The sequence below is a fragment of the Nitrosospira sp. Nl5 genome (assembly GCF_900102495.1).
GTDB lineage: Bacteria > Pseudomonadota > Gammaproteobacteria > Burkholderiales > Nitrosomonadaceae > Nitrosospira.
Window position 1 is genome coordinate 14,336 of the sequence record NZ_FMVQ01000005.1, and the last position, 13,460, is coordinate 27,795.

The 13,460-nt window shown below is 52.0% G+C and carries 13 protein-coding genes; 1 reads left to right on the top strand and 12 read right to left on the bottom strand.

The window, feature by feature from the left end; translation table 11 throughout:
- Positions 1-42: 42 nt before the first annotated feature.
- From BLP45_RS06535 to BLP45_RS06580, 10 genes are all read right to left on the bottom strand, one after another.
- Entirely contained in the window at positions 43-471 is a 429-nt protein-coding gene (locus BLP45_RS06535; RefSeq protein WP_090370990.1) for a GNAT family N-acetyltransferase, read from the bottom strand.
- Positions 472-676: 205 nt separating this feature from the next.
- Complete coding sequence (locus BLP45_RS06540; protein WP_090370992.1) at positions 677-1,984, bottom strand: adenylosuccinate synthase; 1,308 nt, start codon at positions 1,982-1,984, stop codon at positions 677-679.
- Positions 1,985-2,085: 101 nt separating this feature from the next.
- Positions 2,086-3,255 carry an ATP phosphoribosyltransferase regulatory subunit gene (locus BLP45_RS06545; RefSeq protein ID WP_090370993.1) on the bottom strand — a complete coding sequence of 390 codons (1,170 nt, stop codon included), beginning with the start codon at positions 3,253-3,255 and terminating at the stop codon, positions 2,086-2,088.
- A gap of 60 nt (positions 3,256-3,315) precedes the next feature.
- Positions 3,316-3,501 (bottom strand): DUF2065 domain-containing protein, encoded by a 186-nt coding sequence (locus tag BLP45_RS06550; protein WP_090370995.1) that lies wholly within the window; start codon positions 3,499-3,501, stop codon positions 3,316-3,318.
- A gap of 187 nt (positions 3,502-3,688) precedes the next feature.
- A complete protein-coding gene (hflC, locus tag BLP45_RS06555) occupies positions 3,689-4,567 on the bottom strand; it encodes a protease modulator HflC (RefSeq protein WP_090370997.1) in 879 nt (292 codons plus the stop codon).
- The gene (hflK, locus tag BLP45_RS06560) at positions 4,568-5,761 is read right to left on the bottom strand and encodes an FtsH protease activity modulator HflK (protein WP_090370999.1); all 1,194 of its coding nucleotides are present in this window, start codon (positions 5,759-5,761) and stop codon (positions 4,568-4,570) included.
- Between the two features lie 120 nt (positions 5,762-5,881).
- Positions 5,882-7,063 (bottom strand): GTPase HflX, encoded by a 1,182-nt coding sequence (gene hflX / locus BLP45_RS06565; RefSeq protein WP_090371001.1) that lies wholly within the window; start codon positions 7,061-7,063, stop codon positions 5,882-5,884.
- The gene (gene hfq / locus BLP45_RS06570) at positions 7,056-7,301 is read right to left on the bottom strand and encodes an RNA chaperone Hfq (protein WP_090371003.1); all 246 of its coding nucleotides are present in this window, start codon (positions 7,299-7,301) and stop codon (positions 7,056-7,058) included. The genes hflX and hfq overlap by 8 nt, the downstream gene beginning before the upstream one ends.
- Positions 7,302-7,661: 360 nt before the next feature.
- Positions 7,662-8,660, bottom strand: coding sequence for a cytochrome-c peroxidase (locus tag BLP45_RS06575; RefSeq protein WP_090371005.1), 999 nt, complete (start codon positions 8,658-8,660; stop codon positions 7,662-7,664).
- 361 nt (positions 8,661-9,021) lie between these two features.
- Positions 9,022-9,579, bottom strand: coding sequence for an RNA pyrophosphohydrolase (locus BLP45_RS06580; RefSeq protein ID WP_090371006.1), 558 nt, complete (start codon positions 9,577-9,579; stop codon positions 9,022-9,024).
- A 266-nt stretch (positions 9,580-9,845) separates the two neighbouring features.
- Here BLP45_RS06580 and BLP45_RS06585 point away from each other — a divergent pair, with 266 nt between their 5' ends.
- Entirely contained in the window at positions 9,846-11,555 is a 1,710-nt protein-coding gene (locus BLP45_RS06585) for a proline--tRNA ligase (protein WP_090371008.1), read from the top strand.
- A 106-nt stretch (positions 11,556-11,661) separates the two neighbouring features.
- Here BLP45_RS06585 and BLP45_RS06590 read toward each other — a convergent pair whose 3' ends face one another.
- Both BLP45_RS06590 and BLP45_RS06595 read right to left on the bottom strand, forming a co-directional pair.
- On the bottom strand, positions 11,662-12,168 hold the full coding sequence (locus BLP45_RS06590; RefSeq protein WP_176754688.1) for a TlpA family protein disulfide reductase: 507 nt from the start codon (positions 12,166-12,168) through the stop codon (positions 11,662-11,664).
- A 29-nt stretch (positions 12,169-12,197) separates the two neighbouring features.
- Positions 12,198-13,448 carry a YihY family inner membrane protein gene (locus BLP45_RS06595; protein WP_090371011.1) on the bottom strand — a complete coding sequence of 417 codons (1,251 nt, stop codon included), beginning with the start codon at positions 13,446-13,448 and terminating at the stop codon, positions 12,198-12,200.
- Positions 13,449-13,460: the final 12 nt, after the last annotated feature.

The following is a 13,460-nucleotide window of genomic DNA, read 5'->3' on the forward strand; positions in this document are numbered from 1 at the left end:
TCCGGTGCGGGTACCTGTTGCGAGCATGTGCCACGCCGGGTTTCACGATAATCGCAAGTTCATTCTCACGTGAGGGATGCCAGCATCCATGAACTCTTCCCCCGTGATCTGGAAGCCGAATTTGGCGTAAAACGGCACAGCGTGCAGCTGTGCGCTCAAAGTTATCTGATGAATCTGCCTTTTCCTTGCTTCCTCAAGCAAGCGTAGGAGCAACGCGCCCCCCACATCTCTGCCTCGCCATTCCTTAAGCACCGCCATGCGCCCGATAACACCTTCCGGTAGCAACCGGGCTGTGGCAATGGGGTTGTCCACTAGATCGATCGCAAGCAAGTGCAGGGCCCTTGCATCACACTCATCCCATTCCAATTCGACCGGGACATGCTGTTCGCAAATAAACACCGCTTCGCGCACCATACGTAGTGCCAGGTGATCATCTTGCCAACTTGCCGTGCGAATCGTGTAGGAATTCATACGCTTCACGCATACGGCGGAACGACAGCGCCAACCTTGCAAAAACGGTAACCGGGCTCAAAGGAACAACTCACAGGGAGATGACAAGCAATGATTGAGATAAGAGGAGTAATCCTGCATGGCATTCGCTCTGGTTTACAGAAGTCGCAACAGGTACCGTCCGATTCTCGATGAGAGGCTAGTTTGATGATAACCGTCTCAACTGTTATTCAAAGGGATGCCGCAGCACAATGGTTTCTTCCCGGTCCGGTCCGGTTGATATCATGTCTATCGGTACTTCGCAGACTTCTTCCATCCGTTTCAGATAATTTTGTGCCGCCGCGGGTAATTGTTCAAAATTCTTGATTCCTACGGTGCTGCCTGTCCATCCAGGCATTTCCTCGTAAACCGGTTCGCAATAAGCCAGTTCGTCCGCGCCCACCGGTAAAATACTGCTGAACTTCTCTCCCTCCCCGTTGCCGATCAATTTGTAGCCCACACCAAGACGTAGAGCCTCGACACCGTCCAGTACGTCCAGTTTCGTGACACACAGGCCCGATACGCCATTGATCTGGATAGAGCGCTTTAATGCGGCGGCATCGAACCACCCGCAACGGCGCGGCCGCCCCGTCGTTGCGCCAAATTCCTTTCCGCGTTTCGCCAAATGCCTACCCACGTCGTTGTCCAGCTCGGTAGGAAAAGGTCCGGCGCCAACCCGTGTGGTGTATGCCTTGGTGATGCCCAATACGTAATGCAGCATCTGCGGACCAACCCCGCTTCCGGTTGTCGCCGCCCCGGCAATGCAATTGCTCGACGTAACAAAAGGATAAGTACCATGATCGATATCAAGCAACGTTCCCTGCGCACCTTCAAATAGCAGGTTGCTGCCGATCTTGTTGGCTTCGAACAAAAGCCGCGGTACATCCGCCATCATGGGTTTGATGCGCCCCGCCAAGGCGAGGGTGTGATCCATCGTTTGCTGAAAATCCACGATGGGCGCATGAAAATAATTTTTCAGCACGAAATTATGATAGTCCAGCATCTCACCGAGTTTGGCGGCGAAGCGGTCCCGATGAAACAAATCCTGGATGCGCACCGCACGGCGCGCCACCTTGTCCTCATAAGCGGGGCCAATGCCACGTCCCGTGGTGCCAATCTTGTCTGCCCCTCTTGCTGTTTCCCGGGCGCTATCGAGCGCGCTGTGGCAGGGTAGTATCAGTGGGCAAGCTTCACTTATGCGGAGCCTTTTTTGCACATCGACTCCTGCTTGCTCCAGCATATCGACTTCGTCCAGCAATGCCTGTGGAGAGACCACAACGCCGTTGCCAATATAGCAGGCAACATCGTCACGCAGAATTCCGGAAGGAATGAGATGCAGCACGGTCTGCTTGCCGGCAATGACCAACGTATGGCCCGCGTTATGCCCACCCTGGAAGCGGACTACTCCTTGAGCATGGTCCGTAAGCCAATCCACGATCTTGCCTTTGCCCTCATCGCCCCACTGAGTGCCGATGACGACCACGTTTTTAGTCATGTCTATTGATCATTAAAATTAATCGCCGCTGAATGTGAAAGATGCGGGGAAAAGTAGGTGCCTTGTGAAGCTTTCGGAATTCCGCAGTGTTGCAATTCAAGTTAAATCTGTACTATTGCCCAAATCTTGTCTTGCAACACCAACCTTCTGTCACAATTGAACATATTCTGCTTACCTCCATTCCCCGGCAATTCCACGACGACAATCTGCCCTTCATTGCGGAGCTGCTCAATTGTCTTTTCAAGCATCGTGTCACCGTTGGCGTAAGGTGCCAGGATTCCCTTGGGATAGAGATCGGCTTGCACTAATCCCGATAATTCCCGCAAATCCATACTGAAGCCTGTGGCAGGGCGGGCCCTTCCGAACGCCTTACCGATCTCGTCATAGCGCCCGCCGAGCGCGATAGCGTTGGGGCATCTGGCGGCATAAGCAGCGAATACCATGCCGCTGTGGTAGTGATAACCGCGCAGGTCGGCCAGATCAAACGCGAGCGAATCCACCAGGGGCCCCAGTTTCGTCCCCACCGCTTCCAGTTCGTCCAGCGCTGTTCTGATTTCGGGATAATCCGGCAGGGACTTACGCGCAAGGGCCAATATAGTACTGTCTCCATATAGATCGGGCAACAGCAGCAATGCTTGCCGCGCGCGCATATCGACGCGTTTACTCAATCCGGTGCAGAGCTTCTCCAATCCGCGATTATCCTTGGCCTGCAAAACGCTGAATAATTCCGTTTCCAGTTCTACCGGAATTCCCGCACCTCTGACCAGGCCACGGAATACAGTGACATGGCCGAGATCGAGATGAATTTTATCTATCCCGGCTATCGCCAGAGATTGCAGCATGAGCCGCTGGACCTCCAGATCGCTCTCCAGTCCGGCATGACCGTACAATTCCGCGCCAATCTGGAGTGGCTCGCGGGTACGGGTCAATCCCGATGGCAAGGTATGCAATACGCTCCCCGCATAACAAAGCCGGGTAATTCCCTTGCGGTTGAGCAAGTGCGCGTCGATACGCGCGGTCTGCGGTGTCATATCTGCGCGCAGCCCCATCATCCGGCCGCTCAATTGATCCACCACCTTGAACATCCTCAGGTCCGTATCACCACCGCTGCCTGAGAGCAATGACTCCACAAATTCCAATAGAGGCGGACCGACCAGCTCATAGCCGTGCACCAATAGCCAGTCCATAATTCGCCGGCGCATCATTTCAATGCGCAGCGCCTCAGCGGGCAGGATATCCTCAACGTATTCAGGAAGAATCCACTCACGCATGTTTTATGATCCGCTACATCAGAAGAGAAGTGGGTGATGTGGAGCAAGTCCAACCAGCTGCTAATTGACGAGATAAAGCAGCAACAATCCTGCCAGCATAGAGGTCAGACCGATGAAGCGTATCTGGCCGTCCCCAGCTTCGGTCAGCTTCCTGAAAGTCTCGCGCCAAACACCGGGTATCAGGAACGGAAGAAGCCCTTCTATCACCAGCATCAGGGCAAACGCAATTAACAAAGTGTCCCACATATCGACACAACCTCGGCAGGCATCCCGATAAATTCACAGCGCGATGTGAACGCTTTTGCGGGCTGGGAACACCAAAGACATAGTAGAACAACAATATAGGATTACATGTGTCGTGATTTGTGAAGCGAACCTGTTCGAGCAAGTAAACCCGTGTTGGCAAATCCACCTATGGAATTGAACCCGATATCTATTTCGCGCTCCGCCCCGGAGTCTTCAAATACTTGAAAAATTCCGAAGTAGGCTCTAAAACCATCATGTCGCCCTTGTTTTTGAAGCTCTGCTTATAGGCTTCCAGGCTGCGGTAAAAAGAATAGAATTCGGGATTCGGCTGGAAAGCGCTGGCATAGATCGCGGAAGCCTTGGCATCCCCCTCGCCTTTTACCTCCTGGGCCTGCCGATAAGCTTCCGCAAGGATGACTTCACGTTGCCGGTCAGCATCGGCACGAATTTTTTCCGACTCCGCCGCCCCGGTAGAGCGCAATTCATTGGCCACGCGTTTCCGCTCCGCCTCCATCCTGCGGTAAACCGATTCGCTCACTTCTTGCGGCAGGTCCACCCGCTTCAGGCGAACGTCCACGACTTCCACTCCTATCTTACGCGCATCCGCATCGGCCTTCTGACGCATGATTTCCATGATTTTGTCGCGTTCCCCGGAAACCACGTCATGTACCGTTCGATTGCCGAATTCGTCGCGCAAGCTGGAGTTCACAGTTTGTGACAGCCGGGTCTGCGCGAGCATTTCGTCTCCACGGACGCTGACATAATATTGCTTGACGTCGATAATGCGCCACTTCACGAACAAATCCACCAGCACGTTCTTTTTTTCCGAAGTGATGAAACGTTCCGGCTCCGCTGTGTCCATAGTGAGGATACGCGAATCAAAATAGCGAACGTTCTGTGCCACCGGTATCTTGAAATAAAGACCGGGCGCAGTTTTTACGTCGATTACCTCACCCAGTTGAAACAAGATCGCTTGCTGGCGTTGATCCACGATATACAGCGATGAGCCAGCAAGAAGAAACAGGGCGATAACGATGCCCAATATCGTTGAGGTATAGTTTTTCACTTATCTTGTCTCCCGTTCACGACCACGAAATGCCTCTCGGGTACGAGCAGCGTCAGGTACCACCTCTGATGCGGCCGGGGGAAGCACATCGGGGGTCAGCGTGGATGGCGATGAAGATCCGCTGGTTTGTATTAGCTTATCCAGCGGCAGATAAAGTAAATTGTTGCCGCCTTTCTGATCCACGAGTATTTTGCTGGTGCTGGAAAGCACTTGTTGCATCATATCCAGATAAAGACGATCACGCGTTACAACAGGCGCCTTGTTATACTCGACGAGAACCTGCTTAAAGCGACTGGCATCACCCTCAGAGCTGGCAACTACCCGCTGTTTATATCCCTCAGCTTCTTCCAGAAGACGCGCGGCGTTACCCTTGGCTCTCGGAATGACGTCGTTAGCGTAAGCCTGGCCTTCGTTCTTTTGCCGTTCTCTATCCTGGCCCGCCTTGACCGCATCGTCGAACGCGGCCTGCACCTGCTCCGGCGGCTGCGCATTCTGCATCGTCACTTTGCTGATGGCAATCCCTATTTCGTAACGATCGAGAATTGACTGCATCAGCTGGGTGGCCTTCGCCGCCACTTGCTCACGCCCTTCGTAGAGCACGAAATCCATCTTGCTTTTACCGATTACTTCACGAATGGCGGTTTCCGCCGCCTGTAGTACCGCATTTTCCGGTTCGCGATTATTGAACAGGAATGCCTCGGGATCCTTGAGGATGTATTGCACGGCAAACTGGATATCAACGATATTTTCGTCGTCGGTCAATATCAGCGATTCCTTCAATACTTTGCTTCTCACATTGTTGCGGTAGCCGATTTCCACGGTGCGTACCTGGCTTACGTTAACGGCTTCCACCGTTTCAACCGGGTACGGCAAGTGCCAGCGCAAGCCCGCCTGAGTGGTTTCGACATATTTTCCGAAACGCAGTACAACACCTCGCTGGCCTTCGTTGACAATGTAAAATCCGCTCGATATCCATAGAAGCAAAAGCAGTCCGGCAAGCAAACCAACGCTGCCCGCATACCTCTTGGGACTTCCGCCGCCGGGTCCTTCGCCACCACCCGATCCGTTACCACCACCGCCTTTACGTTTAAAAAGGTTATTCAGTTTCTTGTTAAAGTTGCGCCATAACTGATCCAAATCAGGTGGACCGGAATTGCCTTTTTTTCTTCCCCACTGAGGATCGTTTAATCCCATGATGATTCCTATTCTCTGTTATATAGATACAACCATCAAACGGCATGGTCAAAACTCCGTATTTCAGCTAATGGAAATACAGATAAATACAAATCGTATTGTTTGCTCAATAGTTAAGAGTTAAGAGTTAAGAGTGGCGTATCTGCCAACAAGGTTTCCGATTTCCGGGGAGCTCGCACGCCGTTGCAAGGCACACTCTTCCATTGCTTCGGATAAGGATAGCTTAATAAGCTCCAGCCCCTCGCCGGTTTTTGCGCTCAAGCGAATTTGCGTAATTCTACCATACTCGTCCCGCCCATAGCCCGCCGCGGCTGGCGATAAATCGATTAGATCTATCTTGTTTAACAGCAGTATTTGAGGAATTGAGTCGGCGCCGATCTCCTTCAGTACCTTGTTTACTTCGTCGATTTGCGCGTGCCGGTTAGGACTACCCGCATCCACCACATGGAGTAATAAATCAGCCTGCACCGTTTCTTCCAGCGTGGCGCGGAACGCGGCAACGAGTGTATGGGGCAAGTCGCGAATGAAACCCACCGTATCGGAAATAACGATCGGTCCGTGTTCTGGAATAAACAATTTCCGGGTGGTGGCGTCAAGGGTAGCGAATAACTGATCGGCGACGTAGGCGTGGGCGCGGGTAAGACGGTTAAACAGAGTGGATTTACCGGCGTTGGTGTAACCGACAATGGAAACCGACATCACCTCGGCACGCTGCCGGGAACGGCGTTGCACATCGCGCTGAGATTGGAATTTAGCGAGTTTTTCCTTAAGCAGTTTAACCCGTTTTCCGAGCAACCGCCGGTCCGTTTCCAGTTGGGTCTCGCCGGGACCGCGCAAACCGATACCGCCCTTTTGCCGCTCCAGATGAGTCCATCCGCGTACAAGGCGGGTGGCGAGATGTTCAAGTTGCGCCAACTCTACCTGCAACTTGCCTTCATGGCTTTTGGCGCGCTGGGCAAAAATATCCAGTATGAGGCTGGTGCGATCTATCACACGCTGCCCGAGACGTTGCTCCAGATTACGTTGCTGCGCGGGCGAGAGATCATGATTGAAAATCACCAGCGAGGCGCCAGTTTGTTCCAATGCCAACATGATTTCGTTCACCTTCCCGCTACCGGCGAAGGTGGCGGGATCAGGCCGAGAGCGCTTTCCCGTGATCACGGTGGAAACCGCAAGCGCATCGCTTGCCGCTAATTGCCGTAGTTCTTCCAGATTTTCAGCGTAATCGCCGTCTCCAAAATCAAGACCGACCAGCACAGCAGTGCTAGCGTGGGACGCGTCATCAGCGGGGCGATCAAGCATCAGGAAGGGCAGGTGCCTCAAATGGAATAGTAACCGCCCTTGCGGGAACCACGGTGGAGATCGCGTGCTTATATACCATCTGCGTGACGGTGTTCTTCAGCAGCACCACATACTGGTCAAAAGAGTCGATATGTCCTTGCAGCTTGATACCATTTACCAGATAAATCGATACTGGGATATGCTCCTTCCGCAATGTGTTCAGAAACGGGTCTTGTAACAATTGCCCTTTTGCGCTCATGGGGGACTCCATATTTTAATTATTCAAGAGATAACTCTACTTGATTTTCAGGAGTAAATCCATATTCTTGGGGTGGAACTCGGAATTGGCGACTTTCTCCAAATCCGGGCAGACCGGCAAGCAATAATTCGCTCAACGTGAATCGTCCAGAATTGAATAGGCTGAACAAAAAAACGGCAAGGAGGGATGTCCGCTGCCTTTACAAGGCAATCCGGTACCGTCGTGCTTGGCTTGAGCCTGGTTGGAGGGAACGCTGAAATTGTCTGCTGCGTAAATTGCCCAAGCTGTCAATTCGCAGCTTGGGCAATTTTGGAGAAATAATTGAAAATTAATCAGGTATGACTATGATGGCAGTTGCAGTTAGCCAAACGGCTTGGGTCTTGGCGTTTCGTTGGTTGAAGGGGGCAGGACAGGTAACGTGAACTGCGGCTGCTTACCGGTCAGTGTCTTTAAAAACGCGACGATTTTGGCATTTTCTTCCTTGGTGAACTTGTGGCCCAACTGTAGCCGTCCCATCGTATTCACCGCTTCTTCAAGGGTTGCGGCGGCGCCATCATGAAAATAGGGATACGTTAGTTCCACGTTTCGAAGGGTAGGCACTTTAAACATAAAGCGGTCGGCATCCTTGCCAGTTACTCCGAATCGACCTTCCGCCTTGCTCGCCGTTTTGTAGGGCTCATGCACGCCAAACTTTTGGAACGAGGCACCTCCCACGGCAGCGCCATTGTGGCAACTCGTGCATCCGACCTCCTTGAATAACTTGTAACCCTCTACCTCGGTCTGGTTCAGTGCTTGCTTGTCGCCCTTGAGCCACTTGTCGAAACGAGAATCGGGCGTCACCAAAGTTTCTTCGAAGGCGGCAATTGCGTCGGTAACCATATCGATATTGATTTGGTCAGAGCCGAACAATTGCTTGAAGCGGGCTCGATACTGGGGAATGGAGCGCAGTACGTCCACTGCCAGCTCGTGGGTGAAGGCCATCTCTCCGGGATTCGCAATGGGTCCCCCCGCCTGCTCTTTCAGATTCTTGGCACGGCCATCCCAGAACTGCGCCAGATTCATGCTGGAATTCAATACAGTCGGCGAGTTGATCGGGCCCTGTTGCCAGTTGTGACCGACCGACGTTTGCAGATTGTCCGTACCGCCCATGCTCAGATTGTGGCAGGAGTTGCAAGAAATGAAACCAGACTTCGATAGGCGCGGATCGAAAAAGAGCATTTTGCCCAGCTCTACCATGTTTTCATTCTTTGGTTTGGCGGCCTCAATCGGCTGGATGGGCTCATCGGCAGCAGACACGGCAGCTGGGGCGGCAATAGTTCCAATGGATAGCAGCGATATAATTAGTGCCCGCATTATCATCGGTAATCTCCTAAAAACGCGGCTGTAGTGGCGCAGCCGATTACGCCTACAAATATCCGTAAAGGGCACCTCTTCTTCGTGAGAGTACCTCTTATCCTATCTCATCCTACCTCTGAGAAATCCAGAACCAGGACAAGCTCATTTATTCACTCGTTTCTCAATTGGGGACGAGAATAAAAAATTGGGGACGAGAATAAAAAATTGACAGAGTGCGACCAATCCATTTGATATGAAGGGAGCAATTTTTTGGCATAGCAATAAGCGGATACCGTGACTCCAGACTTCTAAAGGCGCCCATGGATCCTTAACAGCCAGGATGTCTTTCGCGCGCCATGGCCGCGCAAAAGACTTGTTCACTGATTTACTCGCCCTGCTTGGCCGGCCCAATCGCAGCCTGCTCCCCGGAAGAGCGGTTTGATATCCCGTAACCGTTGCCATCGAAGGGAGCGCGGTTGAGCAACCTTGCCAGTTCAGTCAGAGCTTGCTGATAGACCTGGCGTTTGAATTCGACCACAGATTCTAATTCCACCCAATACTGGTTCCAGCGCCAGGCGTCGAACTCCGGGCGTACGCTTGTTCGTAGCGATACATCGCAATCGCGCCCGACCAGGCGCAACAGATACCAGATTTGCTTTTGCCCTTTGTAGTTTCCCCGCCAGTCGCGTCTTATCCATTGATCCGGTACTTCATAGCGCAACCAGTCTCGTGTACGCCCGATGATTTCGACATGCTTGGGATGCAGACCGACTTCTTCCGTCAATTCGCGATACATCGCCTGTTCCGGACTCTCGCCCGGCTTGATGCCACCTTGCGGAAATTGCCAGGAATCCTGCTTGATGCGTTTGCCCCAGAAAACCTCGTTCTTCGAGTTCAGCAGAATAATACCGACATTTGAGCGATATCCGTTACGGTCGATCATGCAATTCACCCGTTTGATCCGTCACAAGAGGACAGATTTTTTCATATTTTATCCCAGATTGAAAGCTGTCACGAGATTAATAAAAGCCTCCATTCTTGTACCACTTCAAGACACATAGTTTAGCGCAGTTTGGTTTTGTACAAGCATCCATCTTCAGCAAGGCTACCGCATGAATTCACCCATATAACATTCAGGCGCAGGTAGGGTATCTGCAGCTTTCAGGGTAGAATTATTGTAATTCAATTGCGACAGCGGAACGGTACAACATGCGCGTATCAAGCTTCTTTATTTCCACCCTCAAGGAGGCGCCCGCCGAAGCGGAATTGGCGAGCCATAAGTTGATGTTACGTGCTGGTCTCATAAAGCGCCTCGGAAGCGGCCTTTATACCTGGATGCCGCTGGGTTTAAGAGTTCTGCGCAAGGTTGAGAATATCGTGCGGGAGGAAATGGATAAGAGCGGCGCCGTAGAGATCCTGATGCCTGCGGTGCAGCCCGCCGAATTATGGCAGGAAAGCGGGCGCTGGGATGTGTTTGGCCCGCAGATGTTGAAAATCAAGGATAGGCATCAGCGCGATTTTTGCTTCGGTCCTACCCATGAAGAAGTCATTACCGATATTGCGCGGCGAGAAATCAAAAGCTACCGGCAATTGCCACTTACTTTTTATCAGATTCAAACCAAATTCCGTGATGAGATCCGGCCCCGCTTCGGCGTCATGCGGGCGCGGGAGTTCGTAATGAAGGACGGCTATTCATTCCATGCGGGAATTGAGAGCCTGGAGAAAACTTATCGGACAATGTATGACACCTACTGCCGGATATTCACCCGCCTGGGGTTGAGATTTCGTGCGGTAACGGCGGATACCGGAGCAATAGGCGGCAGCGGTTCGCACGAGTTTCATGTTCTGGCAGATTCCGGCGAGGACGCCATCGTTTTCTGCCCGGATTCGGATTACGCCGCCAACATCGAAATGGCCGAATCGCTGCAATCAATACAGGCGCGCTCAGTGGCTGATGGCGTAATGCGAAAAGTTGAAACGGCGGGCGCCAGGACCTGTCAGGAGGTCGCGGCGGTTTTGGATACTCCCGTCGAGCAAACTATTAAAACCTTGGCAGTGATCGCGAACGGCCAAATGTATTTATTGCTGCTTCGGGGCGATCATCATCTCAATGAGCTGAAAACCCGCAAAATTCCTTTTCTCGCAGATTTCCGGTTGGCGAACGAAGCAGAGATTCTGGCGGAAACCAATTGCCTTCCGGGATATATCGGCCCTGTTGGCTTGAATCTGCCGCTTATCGCAGACCCTGTTGTAGCGGTAATGGGTAATTTTGTTTGCGGCGCGAATGAGGAGGGCTATCACCTTGCCAACGTTAATTTTGACCGTGATGTGAAACAACCTGACCATATTATCGATATCCGTAACGTGGTTGCCGGCGACCTGTCGCCGGATGGCAGGGGAAAGCTGGAGATATGCCGCGGTATAGAGGTGGGCCATATTTTCCAGTTACGTACCAAATATTCGGAAGCGATGAAGGCCGGTTACCTTGATGAATCTGGTCAGACGCAGCCGATGGAAATGGGATGCTATGGCATCGGCGTATCGCGCATCGTAGCGGCGGCTATTGAGCAGGATCACGACGAGCGCGGCATTATTTTTCCGGCTGCGATGGCGCCGTTCCAGATCGCTATCATCCCGATTGGAATGAGGAAAAATGCACAAGTAAGGACCGAAGCGGAGAAGTTGTACACGGCGATTGTCGCTGCCGGCATTGGCGTTTTGCTTGATGATCGTGATGAACGCCCCGGCGTGATGTTTGCAGACATGGAGTTGATCGGTATCCCGCATCGCGTCGTTATCGGTGAACGCGGTTTGAAGGAAGGAAATGTCGAGTATCAAGGACGGCGGGAAGAACGGTCCCAGGCTGTCCCACTACAGGCTGTTATTGACTTTGTAAGAATGAGAGTATGTGGAGACTGACACAAATTTATTTTATTGCTCAGTTTTGTTCGCTTTTCTTCAGGCTTTCATAACGTGCATACGCCGCAGTCCATTCAAATTCCTGGGGGAAGCACGTACCATCAATTTACTTAGGCTTTCGTTGACTTGCCCCACCAGGACGATTCTGAGGATTTACAGGATTCTCCCGCATGAATTCCTCCAGGCTTTCTCGCGAAATCAGCCCGACGTGGTAGGCGGCGGGCTGACCGGCGGGGTCGAATAAATAAGTAGTGGGCAGCATCGACACGGGACCGATTTGTGCGGCAATTTTTCTGTCGCCAAATACGATAGGGTAGGAAATGGATAGCGAGTCGGCGAATTTCAGTACGGTCTTCGGATTCTGATAATCCATGGCCACGCCGATTACCATTACATCCTTTCGGCTTTCGTAAAGCGACACCAGGTCGGGAATCTCCTTCAGGCAAGGCGGGCACCAGGTGGCCCAGAAATTTATCAAAACCCACTTGCCCTTATAATCGGAGAGGGTGAGCTTTTTGCCGGTTGAATCCGTGAATACAAAGCCTTTCGCCTGAATGGCGGAGGGCAATGCCAGCAACAGGCAGAACAAGCCGGCGAGCACGCGTTGCATCATTTTTCCGATAATTTCATTGAAGTTAAGTTTTATGCCAGAGCATTATCTGGCAGCTGCACGGGATTCTCGGACACAGTTTCCGCAAAAAGCTGAGACAGCGGCACGTTCATTTTTTCATTCATTCCGGTTGTGATATCGTCTAGCAGCTGCTCCAGTTTTACATTACCCGCCGCGGCAGCACGCGCTGCCTCGGGACGAAATGTAAACAGGCGAAAAATATCGGCCACCATGATCTTACCGGGATCCAGGATCAGGACCCATCCGCCTGACTTCACCTGCTTGACAAAATTGGCGCGGTTCATAAGCTCGAGCATCTGGTCTATATCTTCAAAACTTAACATGAGTTTCTGGTGAAGACTAGAGTGAGTTTCGATCCTGCCGCTTTTAAATGCCTCTCCCAGTACTTGCAGCAAACGCAGTGCGTCAAAGAATTGTTTTCCCTGCGCTGTCGGATCCCGGCGCCATTCACCAAAATGCCAACTGGAAAGGGAAGCTGCAATCACCGCACCCAGTAATACCATCAGCCACGACAGATAAATCCACAACAAAAAAATCGGAAGGATGGCGAACGCCCCGTATACCGCCTGATACGTGGGAAAATTGGTAATATAAAATGCGAATCCTTGTTTCATTACCTCAAATCCCACTGCCGCGGCGACCCCCCCGGCAATTGCATGACGCCAGGCAACCCGGCGATTAGGCACGATAAGATATGGAATTGAAAAAGCAATGCTTGTCAGCAGCAATGGCGCCAGTCGCAGCAGTGCGACATTAATGCCGGGGATGTCCTGGGTTACCCCCATTGATATTCCAATCAGCCAGGAAGTCAGCGACAAACTTGCGCCGATCAGCAGCGGTCCAATCGTCAATATGGCCCAGTAAATCAGCAAACGATGGATGAACGGACGCAACCGGGTTACGCGCCAGATTGCATTCAGCGCCTTATCGATGGTGAACATCAGGGCAAGCGCTGTCACGCCCAAAAAAGCTGTGCCAATGGCAGTCAGCTGTACCGCGTTATCGGCGAACTTTTGCATGTATACGCCAATGACTCTATTCGCCGCTTCCGGCATCATGGTGGTAAGAATAAAGTCTTTTATTTGATTGGAATACTCGGTAAATGCGGGAAATGCCGCCACGATGGATAACGCGATAGCGATCAATGGTACTAGTGAAAGCAAGGTGGTGAAGGTAAGGCTGGCGGCAACTTCAGTGCAGTTGTGCTGAAGGAAGCGTACAAGGACATAACGCGCGAAATCCAGGGGTCTCAAGACTTTCATAAGTTGTAATAC

What these genes read in the sequence shown, in the direction of transcription:
- BLP45_RS06535 (WP_090370990.1), bottom strand. Translation starts at nt 471, where the DNA reads ATGAATTCCTACACGATTCGCACGGCAAGTTGGCAAGATGATCACCTG.
- BLP45_RS06540 (WP_090370992.1), bottom strand. Translation starts at nt 1,984, where the DNA reads ATGACTAAAAACGTGGTCGTCATCGGCACTCAGTGGGGCGATGAGGGC.
- BLP45_RS06545 (WP_090370993.1), bottom strand. Translation starts at nt 3,255, where the DNA reads ATGCGTGAGTGGATTCTTCCTGAATACGTTGAGGATATCCTGCCCGCT.
- BLP45_RS06550 (WP_090370995.1), bottom strand. Translation starts at nt 3,501, where the DNA reads ATGTGGGACACTTTGTTAATTGCGTTTGCCCTGATGCTGGTGATAGAA.
- hflK (WP_090370999.1), bottom strand. Translation starts at nt 5,761, where the DNA reads ATGGGATTAAACGATCCTCAGTGGGGAAGAAAAAAAGGCAATTCCGGT.
- hflX (WP_090371001.1), bottom strand. Translation starts at nt 7,063, where the DNA reads ATGCTTGATCGCCCCGCTGATGACGCGTCCCACGCTAGCACTGCTGTG.
- hfq (WP_090371003.1), bottom strand. Translation starts at nt 7,301, where the DNA reads ATGAGCGCAAAAGGGCAATTGTTACAAGACCCGTTTCTGAACACATTG.
- BLP45_RS06575 (WP_090371005.1), bottom strand. Translation starts at nt 8,660, where the DNA reads ATGATAATGCGGGCACTAATTATATCGCTGCTATCCATTGGAACTATT.
- BLP45_RS06580 (WP_090371006.1), bottom strand. Translation starts at nt 9,579, where the DNA reads ATGATCGACCGTAACGGATATCGCTCAAATGTCGGTATTATTCTGCTG.
- BLP45_RS06585 (WP_090371008.1), top strand. Translation starts at nt 9,846, where the DNA reads ATGCGCGTATCAAGCTTCTTTATTTCCACCCTCAAGGAGGCGCCCGCC.
- BLP45_RS06590 (WP_176754688.1), bottom strand. Translation starts at nt 12,168, where the DNA reads ATGATGCAACGCGTGCTCGCCGGCTTGTTCTGCCTGTTGCTGGCATTG.
- BLP45_RS06595 (WP_090371011.1), bottom strand. Translation starts at nt 13,448, where the DNA reads ATGAAAGTCTTGAGACCCCTGGATTTCGCGCGTTATGTCCTTGTACGC.